The sequence below is a fragment of the Wolbachia endosymbiont (group A) of Ischnus inquisitorius genome, assembly GCF_964026985.1.
GTDB lineage: Bacteria > Pseudomonadota > Alphaproteobacteria > Rickettsiales > Anaplasmataceae > Wolbachia > Wolbachia pipientis.
Window position 1 is genome coordinate 444,858 of sequence record NZ_OZ034715.1, and the last position, 23,517, is coordinate 468,374.

24 protein-coding genes, 1 other RNA gene and 2 pseudogenes are annotated in these 23,517 nt (G+C 34.8%); 8 read left to right on the plus strand and 19 right to left on the minus strand.

Translation table 11 applies throughout. The features are described from left to right. The first annotated feature begins 8 nt into the window (after positions 1 to 8). The 3 genes from AAGD90_RS02355 to AAGD90_RS02365 are packed head-to-tail and all read left to right on the plus strand — an operon-like array spanning position 9 to position 2,457. Positions 9 to 665, plus strand: coding sequence for an exopolysaccharide biosynthesis protein (locus tag AAGD90_RS02355; protein WP_010962396.1), 657 nt, complete (start codon positions 9 to 11; stop codon positions 663 to 665). Continuing rightward, entirely contained in the window at positions 658 to 2,031 is a 1,374-nt protein-coding gene (gene cysS, locus AAGD90_RS02360; RefSeq protein WP_010082300.1) for a cysteine--tRNA ligase, read from the plus strand. Before AAGD90_RS02355 ends, cysS begins: the two co-directional genes overlap by 8 nt. Positions 2,032 to 2,037: 6 nt before the next feature. Beyond that, on the plus strand, positions 2,038 to 2,457 hold the full coding sequence (locus tag AAGD90_RS02365) for a YqaA family protein (protein WP_010962395.1): 420 nt from the start codon (positions 2,038 to 2,040) through the stop codon (positions 2,455 to 2,457). 3 nt (positions 2,458 to 2,460) lie between these two features. Here AAGD90_RS02365 and AAGD90_RS02370 read toward each other — a convergent pair whose 3' ends face one another. The 7 genes and pseudogenes from AAGD90_RS02370 to gatB form a co-directional block, all read right to left on the minus strand. After that, a complete protein-coding gene (locus AAGD90_RS02370) occupies positions 2,461 to 2,601 on the minus strand; it encodes a hypothetical protein (protein WP_341822068.1) in 141 nt (46 codons plus the stop codon). Positions 2,602 to 2,658: 57 nt separating this feature from the next. Further along, a protein-coding gene (locus AAGD90_RS02375) for an IS5-like element ISWpi1 family transposase (RefSeq protein ID WP_341821644.1) occupies positions 2,659 to 3,491 on the minus strand; the annotation gives its coding sequence in 2 pieces (ribosomal slippage) (positions 2,659 to 3,122 and positions 3,122 to 3,491; 834 coding nt in all). A gap of 90 nt (positions 3,492 to 3,581) precedes the next feature. Then, positions 3,582 to 4,441, minus strand: a protein-coding gene (locus tag AAGD90_RS02380) for an IS630 family transposase (RefSeq protein WP_156518142.1) whose coding sequence is annotated in 2 segments (ribosomal slippage) — positions 3,582 to 4,117 and positions 4,117 to 4,441 — 861 coding nt in all. Because the reading frame shifts where the segments join, the coding sequence is not laid out codon by codon here. Positions 4,442 to 4,504: 63 nt separating this feature from the next. Continuing rightward, positions 4,505 to 4,666 (minus strand): annotated as a pseudogene (locus AAGD90_RS02385) (IS110 family transposase); the annotation flags it as partial. Between the two features lie 208 nt (positions 4,667 to 4,874). Further along, a complete protein-coding gene (locus tag AAGD90_RS02390) occupies positions 4,875 to 5,399 on the minus strand; it encodes an ankyrin repeat domain-containing protein (protein ID WP_341822069.1) in 525 nt (174 codons plus the stop codon). Positions 5,400 to 5,566: 167 nt separating this feature from the next. Further along, positions 5,567 to 7,090: a hypothetical protein gene (locus AAGD90_RS02395; RefSeq protein ID WP_341822070.1), complete on the minus strand. Its 1,524-nt coding sequence runs from the start codon at positions 7,088 to 7,090 to the stop codon at positions 5,567 to 5,569. A gap of 132 nt (positions 7,091 to 7,222) precedes the next feature. Continuing rightward, the gene (gene gatB / locus AAGD90_RS02400) at positions 7,223 to 8,647 is read right to left on the minus strand and encodes an Asp-tRNA(Asn)/Glu-tRNA(Gln) amidotransferase subunit GatB (protein ID WP_341822071.1); all 1,425 of its coding nucleotides are present in this window, start codon (positions 8,645 to 8,647) and stop codon (positions 7,223 to 7,225) included. A 541-nt stretch (positions 8,648 to 9,188) separates the two neighbouring features. Here gatB and AAGD90_RS02405 point away from each other — a divergent pair. Further along, on the plus strand, positions 9,189 to 9,395 hold the full coding sequence (locus tag AAGD90_RS02405) for a hypothetical protein (protein WP_341822072.1): 207 nt from the start codon (positions 9,189 to 9,191) through the stop codon (positions 9,393 to 9,395). A gap of 92 nt (positions 9,396 to 9,487) precedes the next feature. On the opposite strand, the gene ispG is transcribed toward AAGD90_RS02405, so the two are convergent. The 3 genes from ispG to AAGD90_RS02420 form a co-directional block, all read right to left on the minus strand. Continuing rightward, positions 9,488 to 10,768: a flavodoxin-dependent (E)-4-hydroxy-3-methylbut-2-enyl-diphosphate synthase gene (gene ispG / locus AAGD90_RS02410; RefSeq protein ID WP_341822073.1), complete on the minus strand. Its 1,281-nt coding sequence runs from the start codon at positions 10,766 to 10,768 to the stop codon at positions 9,488 to 9,490. A 25-nt stretch (positions 10,769 to 10,793) separates the two neighbouring features. Beyond that, the gene (locus AAGD90_RS02415; RefSeq protein WP_070356736.1) at positions 10,794 to 11,414 is read right to left on the minus strand and encodes a TRP75-related protein; all 621 of its coding nucleotides are present in this window, start codon (positions 11,412 to 11,414) and stop codon (positions 10,794 to 10,796) included. 197 nt (positions 11,415 to 11,611) lie between these two features. After that, positions 11,612 to 11,932, minus strand: coding sequence for a hypothetical protein (locus AAGD90_RS02420; RefSeq protein ID WP_341822074.1), 321 nt, complete (start codon positions 11,930 to 11,932; stop codon positions 11,612 to 11,614). A 97-nt stretch (positions 11,933 to 12,029) separates the two neighbouring features. On the opposite strand from AAGD90_RS02420, the gene AAGD90_RS02425 reads away from it, so the two are divergent. Next, complete coding sequence (locus AAGD90_RS02425; protein ID WP_341822075.1) at positions 12,030 to 12,194, plus strand: hypothetical protein; 165 nt, start codon at positions 12,030 to 12,032, stop codon at positions 12,192 to 12,194. Between the two features lie 186 nt (positions 12,195 to 12,380). Here the strand turns inward: AAGD90_RS02425 and AAGD90_RS02430 are convergent, their stop codons facing one another. The 9 genes and pseudogenes from AAGD90_RS02430 to AAGD90_RS02470 form a co-directional block, all read right to left on the minus strand. Further along, a complete protein-coding gene (locus AAGD90_RS02430) occupies positions 12,381 to 14,495 on the minus strand; it encodes an FtsK/SpoIIIE family DNA translocase (protein ID WP_341822076.1) in 2,115 nt (704 codons plus the stop codon). Beyond that, the gene (locus tag AAGD90_RS02435; protein WP_006279515.1) at positions 14,496 to 14,774 is read right to left on the minus strand and encodes a YggT family protein; all 279 of its coding nucleotides are present in this window, start codon (positions 14,772 to 14,774) and stop codon (positions 14,496 to 14,498) included. 171 nt (positions 14,775 to 14,945) lie between these two features. Beyond that, a complete protein-coding gene (locus AAGD90_RS02440) occupies positions 14,946 to 15,221 on the minus strand; it encodes a type II toxin-antitoxin system RelE family toxin (RefSeq protein WP_209472686.1) in 276 nt (91 codons plus the stop codon). Then, complete coding sequence (locus tag AAGD90_RS02445; protein WP_006279415.1) at positions 15,212 to 15,433, minus strand: hypothetical protein; 222 nt, start codon at positions 15,431 to 15,433, stop codon at positions 15,212 to 15,214. Before AAGD90_RS02445 ends, AAGD90_RS02440 begins: the two co-directional genes overlap by 10 nt. Positions 15,434 to 15,638: 205 nt before the next feature. Then, positions 15,639 to 16,076 carry a ClpXP protease specificity-enhancing factor SspB gene (locus AAGD90_RS02450; protein WP_006279412.1) on the minus strand — a complete coding sequence of 146 codons (438 nt, stop codon included), beginning with the start codon at positions 16,074 to 16,076 and terminating at the stop codon, positions 15,639 to 15,641. A 21-nt stretch (positions 16,077 to 16,097) separates the two neighbouring features. After that, positions 16,098 to 16,428, minus strand: a transfer-messenger RNA (tmRNA) gene (gene ssrA, locus AAGD90_RS02455). A gap of 124 nt (positions 16,429 to 16,552) precedes the next feature. After that, complete coding sequence (locus AAGD90_RS02460) at positions 16,553 to 17,143, minus strand: CvpA family protein (RefSeq protein WP_010962383.1); 591 nt, start codon at positions 17,141 to 17,143, stop codon at positions 16,553 to 16,555. Between the two features lie 57 nt (positions 17,144 to 17,200). Next, positions 17,201 to 17,797, minus strand: coding sequence for a riboflavin synthase (locus AAGD90_RS02465; protein WP_010082169.1), 597 nt, complete (start codon positions 17,795 to 17,797; stop codon positions 17,201 to 17,203). Positions 17,798 to 17,978: 181 nt separating this feature from the next. Then, a pseudogene (locus AAGD90_RS02470) lies at positions 17,979 to 19,708 on the minus strand (hypothetical protein). 146 nt (positions 19,709 to 19,854) lie between these two features. Here AAGD90_RS02470 and pheS point away from each other — a divergent pair. From pheS to rplU, 3 genes are all read left to right on the plus strand, one after another. Further along, positions 19,855 to 20,898 (plus strand): phenylalanine--tRNA ligase subunit alpha, encoded by a 1,044-nt coding sequence (pheS, locus tag AAGD90_RS02475; protein WP_209472684.1) that lies wholly within the window; start codon positions 19,855 to 19,857, stop codon positions 20,896 to 20,898. Beyond that, a complete protein-coding gene (glmU, locus tag AAGD90_RS02480; RefSeq protein WP_341822077.1) occupies positions 20,899 to 22,191 on the plus strand; it encodes a bifunctional UDP-N-acetylglucosamine diphosphorylase/glucosamine-1-phosphate N-acetyltransferase GlmU in 1,293 nt (430 codons plus the stop codon). It begins immediately after the preceding gene. 1,020 nt (positions 22,192 to 23,211) lie between these two features. Then, positions 23,212 to 23,514, plus strand: coding sequence for a 50S ribosomal protein L21 (gene rplU / locus AAGD90_RS02485; protein WP_006279565.1), 303 nt, complete (start codon positions 23,212 to 23,214; stop codon positions 23,512 to 23,514). Positions 23,515 to 23,517 lie beyond the last annotated feature (3 nt).

A 23,517-nucleotide genomic window follows, 5' to 3' on the forward strand; every position in this document is an offset into this window, starting at 1 on the left:
GGTTTTTCGTGTCAAAAAATGATAAGTTGACTAAAAGTGATAAATTAGCTTCTGATATTCTAAAAGAAGTTGCAGATACCAATAACAATGATAGCGATAAAGTAACTTTGTTTGACATTAAAACAGCTTTGCATGAGCGTGGTTTTGGTATTTTAATAATCATCTTCTCCTTGCCGCTATCGGTGCCTATACCGGTTCCACCTGGTTATACAACTATTCTTTCTATACCTTTAATCTTATTCTCACTGCAGCTTCTATTTGGATTTGATTCTCCTTGGATGCCGCATTGGTTGGAAAGAAGGTCTTTTCAGCGTTCAACACTAGCTTTTGTGGTAGAGAAAACTTCTCCAGCATTAAAAAAAATAGAAAAGTTCATGAAACCAAGAATGTCTTTTATTTTCTATGGGCCCGGTGAAAAGATTTTAGCTTTTGTAATGTTGCTTTCTGCATTATCGATAGCTCTTCCATTGCCTCTTACTAACTTCATTCCTGCAATTGGTACGACTCTTATTTCGCTTGGCATTATGAGTAAAGATGGGTTTCTATCCATATTGGGAGTTTTAATATCATTGTGTGGGCTATTGCTTACTCTTGTTGTAGTAGTCAAAGGGCCACAACTTATCATTGGGGCATTTTCTTTTCTCAAAAGCTTCGTATATGGTTAGGCTTTACAACACCTTAACAAAAAAAAAGGAGCTTTTTACACCTATCGATAAAGATCATGTGAAAATGTATGTTTGCGGACCAACAGTATATGACACAGCACATATAGGCAATGCACGGTCTGTTGTTGTGTATGATGTGTTATTTCAGCTACTTAAGTTTTGTTATGGCAAAGTTACCTATGTGCGTAACATAACCGACATTGATGATAAGATAATTAATGCAGCAAGTGAAAAAAATAGCAACATAGAAAGTATCAGCACATATTACACCAAGGCTTTTCATGAAGATATGAGAAGCATAAATTGTGCAGAGCCAACACACGAGCCAAAAGCAACGAAAAACGTAGATTATATTATAAAATTAATTGAACATTTGCTGCAATCAGGCCACGCTTATGAATCTGACAAACATGTGTATTTTAATATAGAATCTTACCATGAATATGGTGCTTTATCAGGAAAAAAAACTGATGAATTGGTTCCAGGTAGCAGAGTTGAAGTTAATGAAAATAAAAAGCACCCGGGAGATTTTGTGCTGTGGAAGCCTGCAAATGATATTGACTACAAACTTTCAAGTTATTGGAATAGCCCATGGGGAGAGGGCAGACCTGGATGGCATATAGAATGCTCAGCAATGTCATATGCTTACCTTGGCAAAGATTTTGATATTCATGGTGGCGGCATAGATTTACAATTTCCTCACCATGAAAATGAAATTGCACAGAGTAAGTCTGCATTTGCTGGATCAATGTTTGCAAAATACTGGATACATAACGGTTTTCTTACAGTAAATGAAGAGAAAATGAGCAAGTCCTTATTTAATATAGTCAAAGTAAGAGATTTGCTAGATAGTGGAATAAAGGGTGAAGTAATACGCTATGCACTGCTCAAAACTCACTACAGAAAACCACTTGATTGGACAGAAAACGTTATTTCTGACGCACAGGAAACCTTAAATAAATTTTATCGGCTATCACGTGGTTTAGATACAATAAATATTGATGAAAGTAACGCAGAGATTTCTAAAGATTTTATAGACGCTTTAAAAAACGACTTAAACATTCCTGAAGCTCTAGCTATATTACATGAAATGGCTGCAAAAATTAACAAAATGAGTAATGAAAGTGAAAAGCTAAAATTAACTGAGAGTTTTGTTAAGAGTGCCAGATTTATTGGTCTTCTTGAGTCAAGTTATGAAAAGTGGTTTGCTGTGGATGTAAATCATCAAGAAATAGAAAGGTTGATAGACTTAAGAAAAATTGCAAAAAAAAATAAAAATTACGATACTGCAGACAAAATAAGGGATCAGTTGAAACAAATGGGGATTACAATTTCTGACAATGAAGATGGTACAACAACCTGGTAAACTCATATGGAAAATTACTTTCTGTTATTCACAGATAGTCTAGTATCATCATTAGTCTTACCCATACATCAAGGTTTTGTGTTCAATACCATGCTTTATTTCAGGTCGTATCACACTCCACTACTGATGTTATTTTTTGGAGTACTAGGATCAAGCCTTGGTGGAATAGTTAACTGGTATTTAGGTAGAATAACAATCTCTATACGAAAATCATACCGCAAACTAGAGAACGAGCATAAAACACCAAAAATCGTAAAAAATCTACTGATTTGTGCAGTTACATTACTTTCATGGGTGCCAGCACTTGGAAGTGTGATTCAAATTTTATCAGGTTATTTTAAGTTAAACCTTTATACCCTTGCCCCTTTAATCATTCTATCTAATTTCTTCTATTTGTTATATCTAATACTTACTTTTGGAGTATAACAGCTATAGTATAGCCTTTCTTATAATAGTCCGAATGCGATAAGATATGTGTTTATGGCTATAGCAGGCCAGTAGCATATTACGGTCTGTTCGGATTATTGTAAAAAGAGCTATACTACAGCCATTAAAGCCCACTTCTGTCATCCTATGCCCTGATAGAAGCGGAGCTATAAATTAGAGGTTGTCGGGAAACTAGTAAATTCAAGCATATTCCCTCTTTAACATAACCCTACTCATAGCTAGGTATATGAAATTCTCAGTGGATGTTGTGAGTAAATCATACTCCTTCGATAGCCTTCTATTCCTATTAACCCAAGCAAAAGTCCTTTCTACAACCCATCTTCTTGGCTGTACTTTAAACCCTTGTTCTCTTGTTGGTAGTAGCTCAGGTGGCGTATCTTTGTGCACCCAAAATCTACATGGAGGCCTTTTAACAATTTCAATATCTATGTCATATTCTTCCTTTATGTGATTCTTTAAATTTCTTCCTTGGTATCCCATGTCAGCCCACATTTTTTTAACTTTAGTATATTTTGTTCTCATATTGTTTAATGCTATTTTAATACCATCTCTATCATTTTCGTTAGCAGCGCCTACGTAACAACCTAGTATAAAACCCTGAGTGTCTGTAATTATATGCCTTTTTCTACCCTTTACTTTTTTACTTCCATCATAGCCTTTGATCCCCCCTTTTCTGTAGTCTTTACAGATTGACTATCTACTATACAGGCACTCGGCTGCTCATTCCTTCCTATTTTTCTTCTACTATATTTTGTAATTTCATAATTCATTTTCTCAAAAATTCCCTGCTTCTTCCATTGCCTGAACTGCTCATACACAGTCTTCCATAGCGGAAAATCATTTGGTAAATACCGCCATTGACACCCTGTACGCAATACATAGAAAATTGCTTCTAATATTTCTTTTTTGCTATACTTTTGCGGCCTTCCTCCTTTCTTGTATGATACTCTGAAGTGTTTTTCTATTCTTGCCCATTCCCTTTCGCTTAGATCTGTTGGATACTTTTTTCTCATCTTTACCCCGTACTAAAATTTCAGATATTATAGCCTTTTACTTGTTTCCGGACAACCTCTTATAGCATTTCTCATAATAGTCCGAATAGGTCATAGGAAGGCAGAATCAACAGCACGACGAAAGGATTCGAATAGAGGAATGTTTTTCCTGGCTCTGTTTTTTATAGCAAACCAATGATGCTCAATTTTGTTAAAATCTGGAGAATAAGGCGGCAGATACAAAATTTCTGCACCGACTCCTTTAGCGAGCTTGATAAGCTTATCAGACTTATGAAAAGTAGCATTATCAAGAATGACAGTTTGTCCAGGTTCTAAGATCGGTGCCAAAAATTGCTCAAACCATCCATTAAAAATATCCATATTACAGTGGCCTTCAAATGTTAATGGAGCAACTATCTTTCTTCTACTTAAGGCTGCAACCATGCTGATTCGTTGAGTTTTTTTTCCAGATTTTAGGGCATAAAATCGCTGTCCTTTCTGGCAATACCCATATGGATAGTCCTCCGTGTTATCAATCCCAGACTCATCTATATACACTAAGTTTTCTGGTTCTTTTGTTGCTATAATTTTTAAGAATTCAGCACGTTTTTCTTCGTTCCTTTCCTTGTATCCATATGTCTTTTTTTGCGCGTAAATCCAATTTTTCTGAGAGCTCGGTGGATCGTTTGGATACTAACGTTGCCCCAAAGTTTAGCCATTTCCGACAGAGTTTTTCTACCGTGTTTTTTAGCAAATTCGATAAACTTATTCCAGTCGATAATTTTCTGATTGTAACCTCCATTACCGAGTTTTTTTGACTGAAAGTCGCCTGTTTCTTTTTTTCTTTGCTGCCACTCCCACAAAGTAGTTCGTCCAATTTTAAATCTTGCTGCCACTGCTTCTCTGCTTTCCCCTTCGTCTAGTGCTTCCATTGCTTTTTTTCTTAAATCATAACTATATGCTGCCGGCATCCAACCTCCTTATCGCCATCTATCCTTAATCTTATCATATCCGGACTTCTGTGGAAAGAGCTATACTAGAGAATTAGGTAGGATATCTGAAAATTTTTGAAACAACTGTTGCCAACCAGTAGCATCATTGTCAAACTTGATAGCGCTCCTTTGGTTATAAGCTGCAGCAACATTTTTAAATTTTCCGATATCAATGCCAATGAAATTTTGATAAGATGTAATCATAATAAATAACCTCGATAGTTTAATTAATTTAAGATTGTAAACGGGTGCATACATATGTCCCATGCAACTATTCAAACGTATCGAGAGATGGGGCTAGTTTACCTTGATGGCTACGGTTGTAATACCAACTTTCATTCGGTCGCACACGCCCGTGATAGCCCTATTCCTATAGTGAGTAGGGTTATCTTTCCCTCTTATCTCTTTTATATCACATTTTTAACTTACAACTTTCATCTTTAGCGTTAATGTCCGCCCCTTTGCCTATAAGGTATTCTACTATATCAACCCTTCCATCATAAACAGCCTGATGTAACGGAGTGATACCATATCTGCTCTTAGCATTGACGTCTGCACCCTTATTGATAAAATATTGCACTATGTCCAATCCTCCACTCTCAACAGCTGAACACAATGGAGTGCTGTCAGATCCATCCCTAGCATTAACAACACAATTAAATTTATCTGGGTGTTTTTCTTCCATATGTGTTAATACGCACCTAACTGCCTCATAACTGCCACTTTCGGCAAGTGAATGCAACGGCGTATATTTCCATCTACCATAAATAGGATTAAAGTAAAATTCGTCAATTAACTCACCATACTTACTCACATATCCCCAAACAGATGCAACAATAGAATTATCTATTAATACATCATAACTGTTTATCAATTCTAGAGCTTTCCTTAAGACCTCTTCTTCTCGGCCTTTCTCTTGTAATTTTAATCTAGTCACCTTTTGCACTAGTCTGTAAATATTTACTACTCCTTTCCTTAATTTAATCATTGAATATCGATTAAGTATAGCTCTTTTTACAATAATCCGAACAGACCGTAATATGCTACTGGCCTGCTATAGCCATAAACACATATCTTATCGCATTCGGACTATTATAAGAAAGGCTATAACTCAACAGCATTCCACAACGCTTCTTTATCATTAGCTACTTGCTGTGAAAAGATTTCTTCTATATAAATCTCATTAGGAGAAAAATAGGCCATTATCTCGAGAATGCTCAATGCTTCCGGCCCAAATTTTTTTTGCACTATAGCATCAATTGTAATTTTCCAAGTTATGAAAGTTGCCTTAGCATAACGATCACTTTTATATTCGGACTTAAAGTCAAGTAGCTTCTCTGCTATCTTTTCACACTTTTTCAGATAGCCACCAACTCTAATCCTTTTTCTACCCCTATGACTAAATACAATATTTTCTTCACTAATATATGTAACCGCTAGTTTTAAAGCCAATTGGGAATATTGTAGTTCCTGTGCCAGCTTTTTTATTTCCTTATTCTGTAAATTGTTTTCTATATTCAAAGCCCTTTTAACAAATTCTAAAGCTTCTATTTCATCAAATTCATCTAATTCTTCTATATCTCCTTCTTCTCTCGCTTTCGATTTTTTGTCACGAGGACCATAAGGTTTCTTATGGGGCCTCTGCTTGTTATTTTGCGCTGTTACAGCTGCATGTATTTCATTCAGTGTTTTACTATCCTTACGCTGTTGTTTTGCTATTTTATCAATTCCTTTATTCCCTTTCTTTACCCCTCGTTCTATCCCACATAGAGTGCTGGCCCATAGCTCCACTTTTTGGAAAAATTCTTTTCCTTCTTCTGGCGAAAGAAAACGTCCTTTTATATCTTTCACCCAATCTGATATTTTCTCCAGAAGGTCATTGCAAAAGATTTCATTGTCACCAACATAGCCGAACTTTTTGGCCAATCTACCACTCATCTCACCTTTAAACAATTCTTTTAGCTGACTTTCATTGGGCAAATTAACCGCAAACACTAATTCATTTAAAAAGTCTTCGACTTCTTTATCACTGACTTCTCTACCTACCTTACCCTTTATAAAATCCATATTTTGCTCTAAGTATTGAGCAATACTACCGTCTGAATCATTAATTCTATATCTTGCACCATCGCCTACATCCAGAAATTCATCTTGTATATCTACCCTTATAACTGAAATTTCCTTTTCTTTATTCTTTCCACTCGACATCATTCTTAGCTTTCTCACTTCGTGTTGTGCTGAATCTGTAAAATCAAAATCAATATTTGTAACAATAGCAAAATACTTCATTTCACCCTTGAACTTTCCATTACTTTTGATTTTTAAATAAGCAATAAAATATTTTAACAAGTTAAACTCACTACTCTTTGTCAATAAGCTACCTACACTGATTTTTTCAGTTCCATCTTGTTTGTGTTTGACTTGCACAAACCTATGTATTGTTGTTTTATTTTGCTTACATTGGAGAACAACATCATCAAAGCCTGCAGCTGACTTCAATTCTGTAGCTAGGCGGAAAGGACATTTTTTATCCATCACACGCATGAGAAATAATATGAGCCACAACTCTTGATAGTCAATACCATGGCGAGAGCATTTTGACCCCCAAACAGGATAAGTTTCAAGCATCCTCAACCTCACATAATTTTAAAAATAGTACCGACAAATAGTAAAAAAGTTATATGTCATGATATACAGATATCGTAACAAAGACCTTGGAATATCTACGAGATGTGCTGTTATGTAAATAAAAAAATGTGACTAATTACTTAATCTTTCACTCAAAATTGAATTCACGACATCAGGGCTGGCTTTCCCCTTGGTGAGTTTCATAACTTCGCCGACAAAGAATCCGTATAACTTTGTTTTACCGCTTTTGTATTCTTGAACTTTATCTTGGTCGTTATTGATGATTTTGTCGATAACTTCTGATATTTGACCTTTATCGGTTATTTGCTTTAGGTCCTGCTCTTCTATAATAAGGGATGCAGGCTTTCCAGTTTCAAACATAATATCAAAAACCTGTTTACCAAGTTTAGCAGAGATCGTTCCATCAACGATAAAATCTAAGAGCTCGGACAGGGCATTGGCTTTGATTGGAGAGCTCACAATATCAATATTTGCTTTATTTAAACGACCGAAAAGCTCTACAGTTAACCAGGTGACCGCGAGCTTTGAATCATGTTTTTTTATCAATTCCTCAAAATAATCAGCAATTGCTTTATCGGAGGTAATGACGTTTGCATCGTATTCGTTGATACCCAATTCCTCAATGTATCGCAGCTTTTTTTGATCTGGCAACTCGGGCAAAGATGATTGAATTAAATCAATTTTCTCCTGGCTTACCTCAACAGGTAATAAATCAGGCTCAGGGAAGTATCTATAGTCGCTTGCATCCTCTTTGCTTCTCATCACTTTTGTTTTTCCCAAAGCAACATCAAACAATAAGGTATCTTGACTTATTTCTTCTCCACTTTCTAAAATTTCAATTTGTCTTTGTATTTCATAGTCTATAGCTTGCACAATATAACGTATCGAGTTCAGATTTTTTATTTCACAACGAGTGCCAAATGTACTACTGCCTTTTAGGCGAACAGAAACATTTGCATCACAACGAAGTGATCCCTTTTCCATATCACCATCACACGAACCAATATAACGCAAAATCTGCCTTAATCTTTTTATGCATTCTGCAGCTTCCGCAGATGAACGGAGATCTGGTTCTGAAACAATTTCCATTAAAGCAACCCCTGCACGATTTAACTCTACATAAGTTCTGCTTTCCTCATGAACGCTCTTTCCTGCATCTTGCTCTAAATGAATTCTCGCAATTCTTATTTCTTTTTCATTGTCGTTGATAAATACTCTACCGTTTTTAACTATTGGCTCAAAAAACTGAGTTATCTGGTAACCTTGTGGTAAATCAGGATAAAAATAATTTTTCCGATCAAAGCAAGAATACTTATTAATTTCTGCAGAAAGTGCAAGACCAGTGCGTATTGCTTGCTCTATGCAGTAATAATTTAGTATTGGCAGCGTACCTGGCATTGCCGCATCAACTAGAGAAACTTGAGTGTTATGCTCAGCACCAAACTCCGTTGATGAGCTAGAAAATAGCTTCGTATTAGAAGAAACTTGAGCGTGCACCTCAAGCCCAATTACTGCTTCCCAATCCTCTTTCGTCATGTATTTTATTTAAATGATAATCTTAATATTCTGCAAAATTAACACAAAAAGTCAAAACAAAACTCATGTTAGCTAAGTGGTATGCAACCCGTAGAAACAGGACGAAAAATTAAACGAAAAACTTACTTGACAAACTCCGCCAGCCCCCTTATCATGAAACTGAAGCTATTTATTTATCTTCTCTGTACAGATTAGATGACAAAAAAACTCACGTATATGGCGTCTCATGTTTAATTTTTTGCACTATGTGCACCTTATGTCTTTATAAAACTTCTACCTACATAAGCTGAAACGCGCTTATAAAGCGTTTAAAACATAAAAAAACGCCAACTTAAAAAATGGATAGTGAATAACTGGCTACCCTAGGGTTTCTTTTGCCTTTTTTTCTGTTTAGTAAATTTCTTAACGTTTATAATTTAGATTAGTTGCGGTTTAAAAGCAACTGAATCGCGGTTATTAAGTGTTTAGAATAAAAAAACGCCATACTTGAAAGTATAATGTAAGTATAGCTCTTTTTACAATAATCCGAACAGACCGTAATATGCTACTGGCCTGCTATAGCCATAAACACATATCTTATCGCATTCGGACTATTATAAGAAAGGCTATAACTATTGCATTCCTGAGCATTTTGATTCATCATTCTCTTTGTGAAAAACATTCCAAACTTTCTCTCCACTTTTTCTGGGTAAGGTCAGTCAAACCTCCATTTTTTTTATATCAATTTATTACTTTTTTTTCGGTTTGACACACTTTTTTGAACATTCCCAACGAAAAAAGAAAAACAAGGTTTAATTTTCTTTTTTATTTGCGATTTATCTATTAATTAACCGTGAAAGGTTACGTGTAATGCTTCTTCACATAATTATCAATAATTGCCTTAAATTCTTCAGAGACATTATCACCTTGTAAAGTTTTGAAATATTTGCCGTTTTTGTAGACTGCTGAAACAGGTTTTTCTCCATATCCAGGTAAGCTGATTCCCAAATTTGCGTGTTTGCTTTCTCCAGGACCATTTACTATGCATCCCATAACAGCAATGTTCATATGCTCTACACCTGGATTTTTTTTCTTCCACATCGGCATATGAGTTTTTATATAGCCATTCACCTCTTCAGTTAATATACGAAAACGATCGCTACTCGTGCGCCCACAACCAGGACATGAATTAACCTGAGGGTTAAAGTGTCGCAAGCCTATAGACTGCAATATTTCCTGACACACCACCACTTCATTAGTACGCGATTCACCAGGACGTTGAGTCAAAGAAGCCCGTATTGTATCTCCAATGCCATTTTGCAATAAATAAGTAAGCCCTGCTGCGGTATTTACCACACCTTTATTGCCCATACCAGCCTCAGTTAAACCCAAATGCAGCGCATAATTGGAAGATTTTGCAAGTGCCATATAAACTAAAATTAAATCTTGTACTTTGCTAACTTTACATGAAATGATTATTTTGTTTGAATTTAGACCAATTTCTTCAGCTTTTTTTGCACTATCAAGAGCAGACATTACAAGTGCTTTGCGCAGTATAACATCAGAAGGCCTTGAATTACTAAGCGAAGAGTTTTCATCCATCAATTTTTGCAAAAGGTATTTATCAAGACTACCCCAATTTACCCCAATTCTAACCGGAAGATCGTGCATTATTGCATACTCTATCACCCTTTCAAACTTCTCATCACGTTTGTCGCCAAAGCCTATATTGCCTGGATTGATTCTAATTTTACCCAGCATTTTGATGTTGTCTGGATAATCTTGAACTAATTTATCTAGCTCATATTGACCGCAGCCTACCAATATTTTACCGTCAAAACCTTCTTTATTTATCTCTTCTACTATATAAGGTATTGCTCTTGCTACCTCCTCTGAGTTCAAGGCAATTCGCACCAATTCTGAACCTGTATGCGCTAGTTCTGTTATCTCTTTTGCATAATGTTTTGCGCTACTTTTTATATTATCAGCATCTATATGCACGCCAAGCGCCATAGATTGTACAACTACAGGATTATTTCCGCCTATCTTTACTTTTCCAACTTCTACAACATGAGTTTTGTGCCTGGAAATCTGCGATAATTCATATGTATTATCATTCAATATCAGGTCTTTATCTAGCATATTATTAATGGCCAATATTGTGATACTATTTTACTGTGTCAGCTACACTGCCAAATGAACTTGAACCATTCAAACTATAAGCATCTACGTTATCCAAATTAGCAATAGAATCATGTGAGCACGTTCTTCTTGATGGAGTTTCTTTTATAGTGACATTTATAGGAGAAACTTTCTTTTCTCGTGTTGAAGTAACTTTCTTCTCTTCTTGTTGTTCACTTTCATGCTGCTTATTTTCATACTGGAAAACTGACTCTTGATCTATAAATACAGCACCCCTTAAACGTGCGATATTAATACCATGCTGATTTATCATAGTGCTCTCTTCATCGTCGACTATGCAAGCTTCCATGTCATTTGGCTCATTATCAAGACTAGCAATTTTTTTCTCTTTTAATTTTTTGATTAGATCTTCTTTATTTATAGCTCGATCTTGTAATTTTTTTTTCTTGAGCAATTCCCTACGCTTCTCATACAGTTTATATGACTCAGCAAAATCCTCATCTGTATGAAAGTTTGCACCACCAGGGTTACCAGGAGGTATGTATCTCTTACTGAGCTTAGATTTAGCTTCAGCACTATGCACAGTAAAAAAGCTAGAAACCAAAAACATTAATATAAATAAAATTTTAGAAAAAACCCTAAGCATATGGTGCTATAGTAAATATCGTGTTTTAAAAGATAGCAATTAACAAACTTTAAGTAAACCAGAATCTTTACTAACTTTACAATACAAATATTTTTCTAAAAAGTGATATGTTTGCTATCAAAAAAACCTACGCAGACTAAGAGAAGAGTAAGGTGTTACAAGTTGCGTAACACCTTTTCAAGAAAAGTGTTATGCAGCTATATGTTTGCAACTTTTAAGTTATTCTGTAGTTTTTCAGTACCATCGGTAGTATCTACATTACTAAGTTTTGCGTCTGGCGTATCTTTAGATAAGTCGTTTTTCTTCTCTTTATCAAGCTTAACTCCCTGATAGATACAGAATGCAACAAAAGAAGCGACCGCTATTGCGGCAACAGCACTGACTATGATACAAGTTGCCATTATTTTTTCTTGATCTGCTACTGCTTCTGTAAGTGTTTTCACTTTTTCTTCTAAACCTGTGAAGTTTTCTTGCAAGCCTGTAAGCTTTTCTTGCAAACCATCGAATTTATCGTTCAAACCGTCGAATTTACCTAATAGCTCTTTAAAATTTCCCGTGAATTCACCCGACAGTTTGATTATAGCTCTTTTTACAATAATCCGAACAGACCGTAATATGCTACTGGCCTGCTATAGCCATAAACACATATCTTATCGCATTCGGACTATTATAAGAAAGGCTATACTTCTTGTTCCAAACCTGCGAAGTTCCCTGATACCTTCTCTAGTTCTCCCACTCTTTTTTGCAATTCTTCTATTGCTAACTTATCAAGACCCTTAAAATTATACATAATACGTTCCCACAAAGACATTTTTAACCTCCTAGCTAATTAATATATTATAATTTTACATTCCAAATGTTTAAATTATTATTAAATTAACTGTCATTATGTATTGACCTTTTAATAATTTTGTTTGACTTGCTTTTTGAAAGTGCGGAAACTTAAATTAAGGTATTACAAGATTGTTATTCAACCAATATCTCTCTTTTCCCTGAGTAATTTGGAGCGCTGACAATACCTTCCTTTTCCATTCTTTCAACGATGTTTGCTGCTCTGTTATAGCCTATTCTAAGCTGCCTTTGAATGTAACTGGTTGAAACTTTTTGATCTCTTTGAATGATGGCCACTGCTTGGTTATAGAGGTCATTTTCTTCATCCTCCGTTTCATCGTGTGACTCTGTAGAAGAATTTTCATCTTCTTTAGTGATTTCCTCCATGTAGTTTGGCTCACCTTGCATTTTCAGATGATCAACTATATCTTGCACCTCATTATCACTTACAAATGGGCCGTGAACTCGAATGATCTTACCACCAGAGGCCATATAGAGCATGTCACCCATGCCGAGCAATTGTTCAGCCCCTTGTTCGCCAAGTATTGTACGGCTATCTATCTTAGAAGTAACAGCAAAACTGATTCTCGTTGGAAAGTTCGCCTTTATCACACCTGTGATCACATCCACAGATGGGCGTTGTGTTGCCATTATGATGTGTATTCCTGCAGCACGAGCCATCTGAGCTAAGCGTTGAATAGAGCACTCTATTTCTTTGCCGGCAACAAGCATCAAATCTGCCATTTCATCCACGATCACTACAATATATGGAAATGTTTCCATCTTGATTGGTATTTTTTCAAACAGAGGTTTGCCTGTTGTTGAGTTAAAGCCAATCTGCACAACGCGCTCCAATTCTATTCCACTATTCATCGCTTCTGTGATTTTTTGATTATAGTTTATAACATTGCGTACATTCAAATACGACATCATGCGATAGCGGTTTTCCATTTCTTTCACGATCCACTTAAGAGCGACTACAGCCTTTTTTGGCTCTGTTACTACTGGCGTTATTAGATGTGGTATTGCATCATATATTGAAAGCTCAAGCATTTTGGGGTCGATCATTATCATCTTGCATTCGTCAGGACTTAATCGATAAACGAGTGAAAGAATCATAGTGTTAATCGCAACTGATTTACCAGACCCTGTGGTTCCAGCAACGAGCAAGTGAGGCATTTTAGTTAGATCTGCAATAACTGGTTTTCCACTTATTTCTTTGCCAAGCGCAATTGGAAGATTTAAGTTTGCATTTTGGTATTCTGGTGATTCAAGCAAATCACGCAGCATTACAATTTCCCGTTCCTTGTTCGGCAACTCTATTCCCATAGCATTTTGCCCACGAATTATTGAAATACGTGCAGAGAGTGCACTCATCGAACGTGCAATGTCATCTGCAAGGCCAATTACTCTTGCAGATTTCGTACCAGCTTGTGGTTCAAGTTTGTATAAAGTCACAACCGGCCCATAGCATACACTGATAATTTTTCCTTGCACGCCAAAATCACTCAGGACTTGTTCCAGCAGAGATAAATTTTTATTGCTCTCCATTTCATTCAGCTGTTTTCTCTGCAAAGACTCCTCTGCTTTGGAAAGTAAATGAATGCTTGGAAATTCGAACTCACTGAAAATTTCTTTGATGGCTTTTTTCTGTCTTTCTTTTGGTTGTTGTTTAGTAGTGATTTTAGTTTTATGTTTTTCTTCTACTACTAATGGTGCAATTGAATACTCAGTAGTTTTATGTGATCTGAAGAATGGAACATTTACAAATAAGCAAGCTATTTTTTTACATAAGAAGAATAGAGAGTAAATTGCTCTCTTCCAACCAACAGATCCTACAAGACCTATTAATGTTACTATCACAAATACATAAAACGGGCAGTTATTAACGAGTGCATTCCCTATTATTCCACTGTGTCTGTACCTTGCTGTGATGCCTAGCGAAAGTTGTGGTAATATAGCACATACCCCTAAATTGATTAATATTAAATAGAGAATTTTCAGCAGTATTTTTGCTGACCTGAAGATCAACAAGTAAACTATGGTTGTAGCTATTGTAACACTAGTTAATCCAAGAAATTGAACCAATATATCAGCTAAATATGAACCTACTATTCCACCTAAATTTGTCACTTCCTCATTTGTAGCCGTGTTTAAGGAAGGATCTTTATAGTTATAGCTAAAAACTGATATATATATATATATTAAAAGGGATAGATATATTGCTGATTTTAGATATTTTTTTAACATCTACCTAAAGTAGTAAGCTACTGTATATTTTACAAAGTGAATTGTTATTAGCAATATCATTATAGATAAATCTAATCCGTTGAACGGTGGTATATATCTTCTAATAATCTTTAGTGGTGGATATGTCAATTGGTTCAAGATGTGCATTATGCTACTGACAGTTTCATTATATATGTTCACCATATTAAGTTTAACCAGCCAGTTTAGGACAACCCAACATATTAGAATGAAGCTATAAAGATCAAGTAACGTATTGAGTAGATATATGATTGGATGCATACATATCTATTACACGAAAGTTATATAAAAGACAAGTATTTAGCCTTTTCAAACTCAAAATGTTGTTTTTGCTGAACCAAAAAAAACTTCATTTTTTGAGCTGCGCAAAGCCACCTAAAGTAGAGAATGGACAAGGAAGGAGGGGTGTATAATATATATTAATGTTGATATTTATTTCTTATAAATATCATCTCTATGTCCTATCTCTGTGATAGTTACTATATGATCTAATTGATTTACTCTGTAAATTACACGATAGTCACTAACTCTTAGCCTTCTACATCCTTTTAAGTTATGATGTAGTGGTTCACCAAAATTTATTGGGTCAACTGTAAGACGTTCTTTTATAGCCTTTTGAACTCTTAGCCTTATTATCTTTGGAAGGTTTGGTAAATCTTTTTCAACAACACTCTTTAGAGACTTAACCTTGTAACGCTCTAATCCCACTTAATATCTTCAAAATCAACTGTTTCTGCACCTTCAACATCACGCTCATCAGAAATTTTAGATACTAAAAAATCCTCCATTTCAAGCTCAACTGCTTCTCTAAATAGTTTTCCTGCTAATTCTTGAACGGGCTGTTTAGTAAATTCAGATAATTCAGCAAGATGCTTTAAAGTTTCTTCGCTAAGAGCTATGTTAATGCCTGAATTTGCCATATGTTTTACCGAACTCTACTACTGTAACAAGTATACAACATTTTTTTTAATTTTTCAATAAAGAAAGTTGATGATACGTAAGAAAAATTTTGCCACCTGCGTTAATAAATAATTAAAAATTTAGCATATTTATCTACCCTCTATTCTATTACTTAAGTTAGACCACTTTTTTCTATTAATATTTTTTGTTTATAAAGATGAGCAGTTACTCATCACGCAGTTGATCTATGGATATAATACTACCGTTTGATAGTTTTTCAGTACATTTTTCACTTTTGTATTCTTTATCAGAGTCGATACTGATTTTGTCAAATATTAAAACATCTCCTGAAATTTTATCACGAAACTCACTAATAGCAAAAAACGGTATAGTAATTCGCTCTTGTTTTCCTTGAAAACTCAAACTGACGCTAAATTTATCCTCAGAAACTTTTAAATCATAGAATTGATGCTGTAATATAATAAGCATTTGAGTAGGGTATGACTTTTTCAAACGATCTGGCATGGTCACACCATTAAAATATGTGAAAAATAATATTTCTAAGTGAGGGATAAAACCATTACCTGATATAACATCTAAAGTCTTTTTGATAACTTGAAACTTAGCAGAATTAAGCAGTTTTTTGTAATCTGTTTGCTCCATATAACTTTCACATACGTAAATTTTGGGGAACTTCTGTTACCCGGCGTTCCCTAAACCGTGCTTTAGTAATAAACCGGTTGTGCTAAATTAAGCAGCAACACGATATTCTTCAGCAGCAAAATTATCGTTTGCATTTAAATTATGAACTCTTAGCGGTGGTGTCTAACCGAGCAAAGCTACCATCTTTACTATGCATGTCGATCCTTAATCGCCCCCGTATAATTAAAAAACATGGTGGAGGCGCCGAGTACTGCCCTCGGGTCCAATACACCTATTACAAGGTAATTTTATTGCTATAGTACACAAAATGTACATAGCTATTATATAGCAACATTAAATAAATGTCAAGATATTATGACCTTAAGTTGATTTATTGCTAAAACAAAATTAATATTTCCAGTAAAAAATTCTGTGCTCTTAACCTGACACATATGGCTTTTTGAATACTCCCAATGAAAATATTTATAAATAAATATTTACTCTTCTTTTTTATTGTTTTTAGGTTTTTCTTGATCAACCATTTCTCCACCGATCTCTTTTATTTTTAGTATCAACGACTCTGGTACATACATGTCAATTACTTCTTCTGCTGTCACAAATAAAGCCTGATAAGAGTGTGAATTTATTATCCAATTAGGCAATATGTCTTCTGCTTCTATTTTATACTCTCCCTCTTTTTTGTCATATACTGTGTAGCAATATAAGTGCACAGCAAAAAATAATACATAAGAGAGCAATATTCCTTTAAGCACTCCGAGAAAGATTCCAGTAACTCTATCGATAAACCCCAACCTTATGGGTGATAATATGTACATTAGCCAGTTATTTATTATCATGAATATAAGATTAAGTATAATAAATACAGAGATTGTAGAAAGTATGTTTAGTGTAACTTTAGAATCAAAATATTTACTATAATTTGGAGCGAAAAAATCATAGTGATTAGCTGTCAGAAAGACCGATAAAAATAGAAACATTAGTGCGCATAGCTCTTTTATAAAGCCTCTAGTTACCGAGATTATTACGCATAGAACAACAATGAAGATAATTAGGCTATCGAAAAGCATGTTTTATATCTATATGGTTTTCAAGATATAATAGTTGTAAATAACAAGGTTGTAAAATTAATTGTATTTATGCTGCATCAATTGATCTAAATACCTAGCGATCATGTCAATTTCTAAATTCAAATAATCATTTACTTTGTTGTACTGAAAAGTTGTATTTTCCCATGTATAGGGAGTGATATTTACTGTAAATTCCTGATTAATAACTGAATTCACTGTGAGGGAAACCCCATCTAGTGTAACGGAGCTTTTTTTTGCAACAAATTTAATTAATTCTTGTGGGCACGATAGTTTGATTTCATGAGAATCTAAATTTTGATTAATTGTTAAAAATTTTACTATCCCATCAACATGACCCTGAACCAGGTGGCCATCGATCTTATCGCTTAATCTCATTGCTTGTTCGAGATTTATTTTTTTTCCTATTCTCCACGTATTTAAGTTAGCAACCTTCATAGTTTCTTGAGATGCTTGGACTGTAAATGTATCGCTCATTATATCAACAACAGTTAAACACACACCAGAGCAAGCTATTGAATCTCCTTTATTTATAGAGGATAAATTTTGTGTCTTGATATGGAAAATTTGATCAGAGTTGGAGTGAGTGGTAGTATCAGTTATAGTCCCGATATCCGTGATAATTCCTTTAAACATATGGTGAAAATAAATAATTTTACCATGAAAAATTTTTTACAACAACTTATTTCTATTTTGTTATAGTTAAAGTAATTCTGGTTTACCGACAATTTAAAAAACGACAAATTCGTCATCCCGCTACGTGTTAGCGGGATCTAGAGATACCGTGACGGTATGACGTAGGAAAACTGAGCCTGCACTAGCTATAGGCGCGAGAAAGGGGATCGTTTTCACTTACTTGTTCAATAGATTCTATAGAATATTCAGAATATATGAAATAAGCCAAACTCAGAACACATAATGCAGTTAATATTGGTAACCCTATGTTCAATGCTAGCCCAATACTTTCTCTTTTTTCTGGTGGCACTAATCCTTTTAACATTGACACTTTTCCTAACGGAAAATGCCATAAGCAAAGTGTTGATGCAGATGCTACTATTATAAATAGACAAAAATAAGCCTTTTTTGAGGAAAATACAGTTTTTAATGATGATTTGAGTGTAATGTTAGTAGGTGGTAGAGTTTTAGCTTCATTTGTTGCTGGTGAAAGATCTTTAATTGGTAAGGGTTTGTAGATTTATGAGGAGTATTTTCATGTTGTGGAGAAGGTTGTTGTATATAAACACCTGAAACTAATTTAAGCAATTGCTCTTTTTTTCTATATACTTGTTTTTGTAAATATTCTTTACCTAAAAGTGAGTTACTAAGAGGTTGTGGCCTTTCGAGTATCTGTAATACTTCTGATATCTCGCCTGGCTCTAATATTGCATGTAATTGTTTATCTTGAAAGTAAACAATATTGAATACTGAGCTGAAAATATTGCAAAATGTTTCTGGATCTTGATTTTTGTATCCACTCATCACTTCAATAAATATTTTATCGAGTTTTTTCCCCCTGTGCTCAATTTGGTTATCTATCATAGCTACTCTAGCATCATTTTGTGCTTGTTTTATGGCTAATGGTTTTTCTTTCTCTGATAGTTCTTTGGTCTGCTTTTTTGACTTCTTTTTTCTGTTAGCCTTAAAATACTCTGTGTGCGAAGTAGTTTGACCTACATTCTGTTCTGCTTCTTGAGGTATTGGATTTTCTATACTACCCCCTGTCATCCGAGTAGCTTGACTACTTGGATCCATGTTTCTTTTTTCCTGGTCAAACGCTGGAATAACACCAAATGGTATATTGTTGCTCTGTATAGAAAATTTTGGCAATTGTTGGGAAAAGAATTGTGACGTATTAAAAAAATTGGGTAGACAGAAAAAAGATCTAAACCAGAAAACGTTTTCATGCATTGCAGCAACTACTATCGAAACACGTGTAACTTGTTTTCCATTATTTGTTACATCTAAGCCAAATGAGCCTGTAACTGGTACGATTTGTTTATTTTGTGCATTTTTTTGGTTAGTTTCACTCTGTTCTTTTTTGTCTTCATTTTCAGTTTTTTCTGCATGTTGTAGCTTTTCATTTAGAAATAACTCGATTTGGTACAAGTTGTCCAGGTTAATGTTTTCAACGTCTGTTTGTAGCGTTATCGTTGTGCCCTGCAGAAGGATTTGAGGCGGAGCACTATTTACGAATTCTTCTACAGTTTTATAACTGTTAGTTTTACAGTAGTTATTATATAGTTCACTGCTTTCTTTGGGCACTTTTATGTTGGCTGTAAAATTTTTTTCCCGGGAAAGGCAGATTTTGAAAAAATTAATTAAAGAGTTTATTCGAAATAATCTTATATTAAAGGTGTCTTTATCTGTTGCTGTTAGCTCAAATGAAAATTCTTGTATATTACTTTCAATACTTCTCGAGCGAATAGTACTGATCTTAATTGTTTCGCTAGAAAATGCTTTACTTATGTTTCTGGATTTTTCCTTAAAGAGCTTAGGTAAATCCTCTATTTTATACTTATTCTTAGTTTCAGTATTACTGTTGTGCATAGTTGATACAGCAAATTCATCAACGCAAAGGTAAATAAAAAAGATTAATCAGTCAATAAATTAATAATCAGAATAGGGCAATTTTTCGGATTGTTGATGATATTTAAAATTTCACTATAATGAAAGTTTAAGCCAGCGTTTTTAAGATGAATAAAGAGTTATTAGATGACATACTTTCACTTGAAGATAAAGCAGTTTCCGAAATTGAGAATGCTTCTTCTTTACAAGATTTAGAAAAAGTTAGGCTATCATATTTGGGAAAAAAGGGTGTAATTAAAGCTTATTTTGACAACTTAAAAGAGATAGAAGACGCAGGAAAAAAGCGCAATTTAGGCGAAGTTATCAACGTTTTACGTAATAAGCTAGATCAGCTTATAATGAATAAGGAGAATATACTAAAAGCCGAAGAAGTTAACTTTAAATTGCAGAACGAGGCAGTTGATATCACGTTGCCTGCGAGGCCAGAAAAAATTGGCAAGGTCCATCCACTCAGTAAGGTTCTAAATGAAGTAAAGCTTATTTTTGCACATATGGGTTTTAAGGCAGTTGATGGCCCTGACATTGAAGATGAATTTCATGTATTTGATGCACTGAATACTCCAAGTCATCATCCTGCACGAGAGGAGCAAGATACCTTCTACTTAAAGAATAAAATAGATGATAAAAGAATGGTACTGCGCACTCACACCTCATCTGTACAGATTAGAACCATGGAAAAAACAAAAAAATTCCCAATTAAAATAGTAGCCGCAGGTAGAGTATACAGAAACGACTTTGATGCAACTCACACCCCTATGTTCCATCAAATAGAGGGGTTATATGTCGATGAGAATGTCAATATGGGCCAGTTAAAATTTACTATTCATCACTTCCTTAATAAGTTCTTTGGCGATAAAGGGCTGAAGATACGTTTTCGTAATAGTTTTTTCCCTTTTACCGAGCCTTCTGCGGAAGTGGACATAAGTTATAAAGGTAGTAAATGGATAGAAGTACTGGGATGCGGTATGACGCATCCAAATGTATTTCAAAATGTTGGAATAGACCATACTAAATACAACGGTTTTGCGTTTGGCATTGGTATAGAAAGGCTTGCAATGCTAAAATATCAAATTAGCGACTTGAGGAGCTTTTATGACAACAAAATCAGCTGGCTTGATCATTACGGTTTTCATTTTTCATCTTTAAGATAAGTGATAAGTAAAACTCATACGTTCGTTATACTTGCTGCAGGGCATGGCAGGCGGATGAATTCAGATTTGCCTAAGGTCCTACACAAAATAGGCAGTTTTTCCATGCTCCAGCATGTCATTTACAATGCAAAACAGTTAAATCATGAAAATATTGCTGTTGTAGTTGATCAGCCTTTAATTGAAAGACTAAAGTGTTTTAAGGATATACAGTTAATTACACAAGAATTAACACTTGGCACGGGAGATGCGGTCAAAACTGCGATGAGAAACCTAAGAGAATTGCCAGATTCAAGCATAGTTGTTGTGCAGTATGGGGATACTCCGCTCATAAAAAGCAGCACAATAACTAAAATGATTAGTTATTTAGAAGGCAAGGCTCTAGTTTGCCTAGGTTTTAGGGCAAGCAATAAAGAATATGGTAGGTTAATCATTGAGAATGGTTCCTTAAGAGAAATCGTAGAAGCAAAGAGTGATAAAAATAATCATGAAGAGTTTCTTGCCAATGCTGGAATAATGGTTGCATATGCAAAGAATTTACGTGAATTGGTGGAGAAAATAGAGTGCAATAGCTCAACTCATGAATATTATTTGACCGATATAGTTTCCATTGCAGTGAAGAGTAATTTAAATGTCGGTTACGTTATTACCGGTGGAGAAGAAGCAACGGGAATAAATAACAGAAATGACCTTATAAAAGCTGAGTTTTACTTTCAAGAAAATAAAAGAAAAATTTTTACCGACTCCGGAGTAACGCTTGTTGCACCAGAGACTGTTTTCTTTTCTCTTGATACGCAAATTGCCAGAGATTCAGTTATTTACCCATATGTTTTTTTCGGTACTGGAGTGAAAATAGAGTCTGGTGCGAAAATACTGCCATTTTCGCATTTAGAAAACTGCTTAATTAAAAGTAATGCTGAGGTCGGTCCATTTACCAGAATACGCGGAAACACAACAATTGGTAATAAGGCAAAAATAGGAAATTTTGTGGAAGTGAAAACAAGTGAAGTTGGTCAAAACACTAGAATAAAACACTTAAGTTATATAGGAAATGCTAAAGTAGGGCAGGAGAGTAATATAGGAGCAGGCACTATTGTTTGTAATTATGATGGGAAAAATAAACATGAAACGAATATAGGGAGCAATTGCTTTGTTGGCGCCAATAGCTCACTAATTGCGCCGCTTAATATTCATGATGAATCTGTAATTGCAGCAGGTAGTGTTATAGTTGAGGATGTACCAGAAAAAAGCCTTGCAATAGCAAGAGAAAAGCAAGTAACTAAGAGAATAAAGTAGTCTAATTTAATTATGTTGTTGTGTCATTTTTAATATTAGACTTCTTGCATAACCATATAACAAACTTTTATTGGGAATAGAAACAAAAAAACTTCCTTGACAAACTCCGCCAGCCCCCTTATCATAACAGTGAAGCTATTGTATTTGCTTTCGCCAATCTGCAGATTAAAAGGTAAGGATTACTTAATGTATCGGCGTCTTATGTTTAATTTTTTGCAGTATATAGATACTGTATGTCTTTACAAAACTTCATCTACATCTAGATTTTTATCTAAATAAGCTGAACGCGCTTATAAAGCGTTACAAGACATCAAAAAATGCCAATACTCGACAGAGATAGTAAAAGACTAGCTAACTCGGGGGTCCTTTGTCTTTTTTTCTGCTTAGTAAATTTCTTAAACATTTGCAGCGTAGGTTAGTTGCAATTAAAAGCAGCTAAATTGCAGTGTTTAAGACTTAAAAAACGCCAATACTGAAAATAGACAATGACTAGGGTTTCTTTTGCCTTTTTTTTCATTTGGTAAATTCCTTAATGTTTATGGCTAAACGACAATCGTCATCCCGCTGCTTGTTAGCGGGATCTATTGCTGAGATACCGCGAATGAATCGCGGTATGACGGTTCGCGGCGGTATGACGTAGGACTGCTGTCATCCCAGTACGTGACACTGGAATCCCAAAAAAGGATGATGTCATCCTAGTGCTCCTTTTTTTGTCATCCGAGTAGCTGGCACTTGGATGACATCGTCATAAAGGAACCAGTGTCAAGCTACTCGGATGACAGGAGAAGGGGCTACTTGCATGACGGTGTCGGTAAACTTAGAGCTATAATAACTATTTGCCTTTTTTCTGCTTAGGTTATGCAAGAAGTCTACTGTCTGAGAAAAGGTAGATAAAAGATGAAAACAGATAGAAGTATTTTAGTAGCTCAAAAAGAACGTTAAGTCATGCTTTTTATTTATATTGACAGCGTATATGACATCGTTTACGATTAAAGTTAATAACAATAATTTATATTTATCATGTTTGCAGTAATTGAGACTGGTGGAAAGCAATATTTAGTAAAAGAAGGTAGTATAATAAAGGTAGAGAAGTTAGAAGCTGAAGAAAAAAAAGAGGTGGAAATCAATAAGGTGATTTGTATTTCAAATAATGGCTTATCTTATTCATCTAATGCTACTGTTAAAGCTGAAGTGTTGGAGCAGTGCAGGGGGGAAAAAATTATAATCTTTAAGAAGAAAAGAAGAAAAAATTACCGTAGGAAAACTGGTCATAGGCAGTATATAACTGTTCTTCGTATAAATGAAATTAGTCTTCAAAAGTAAGAG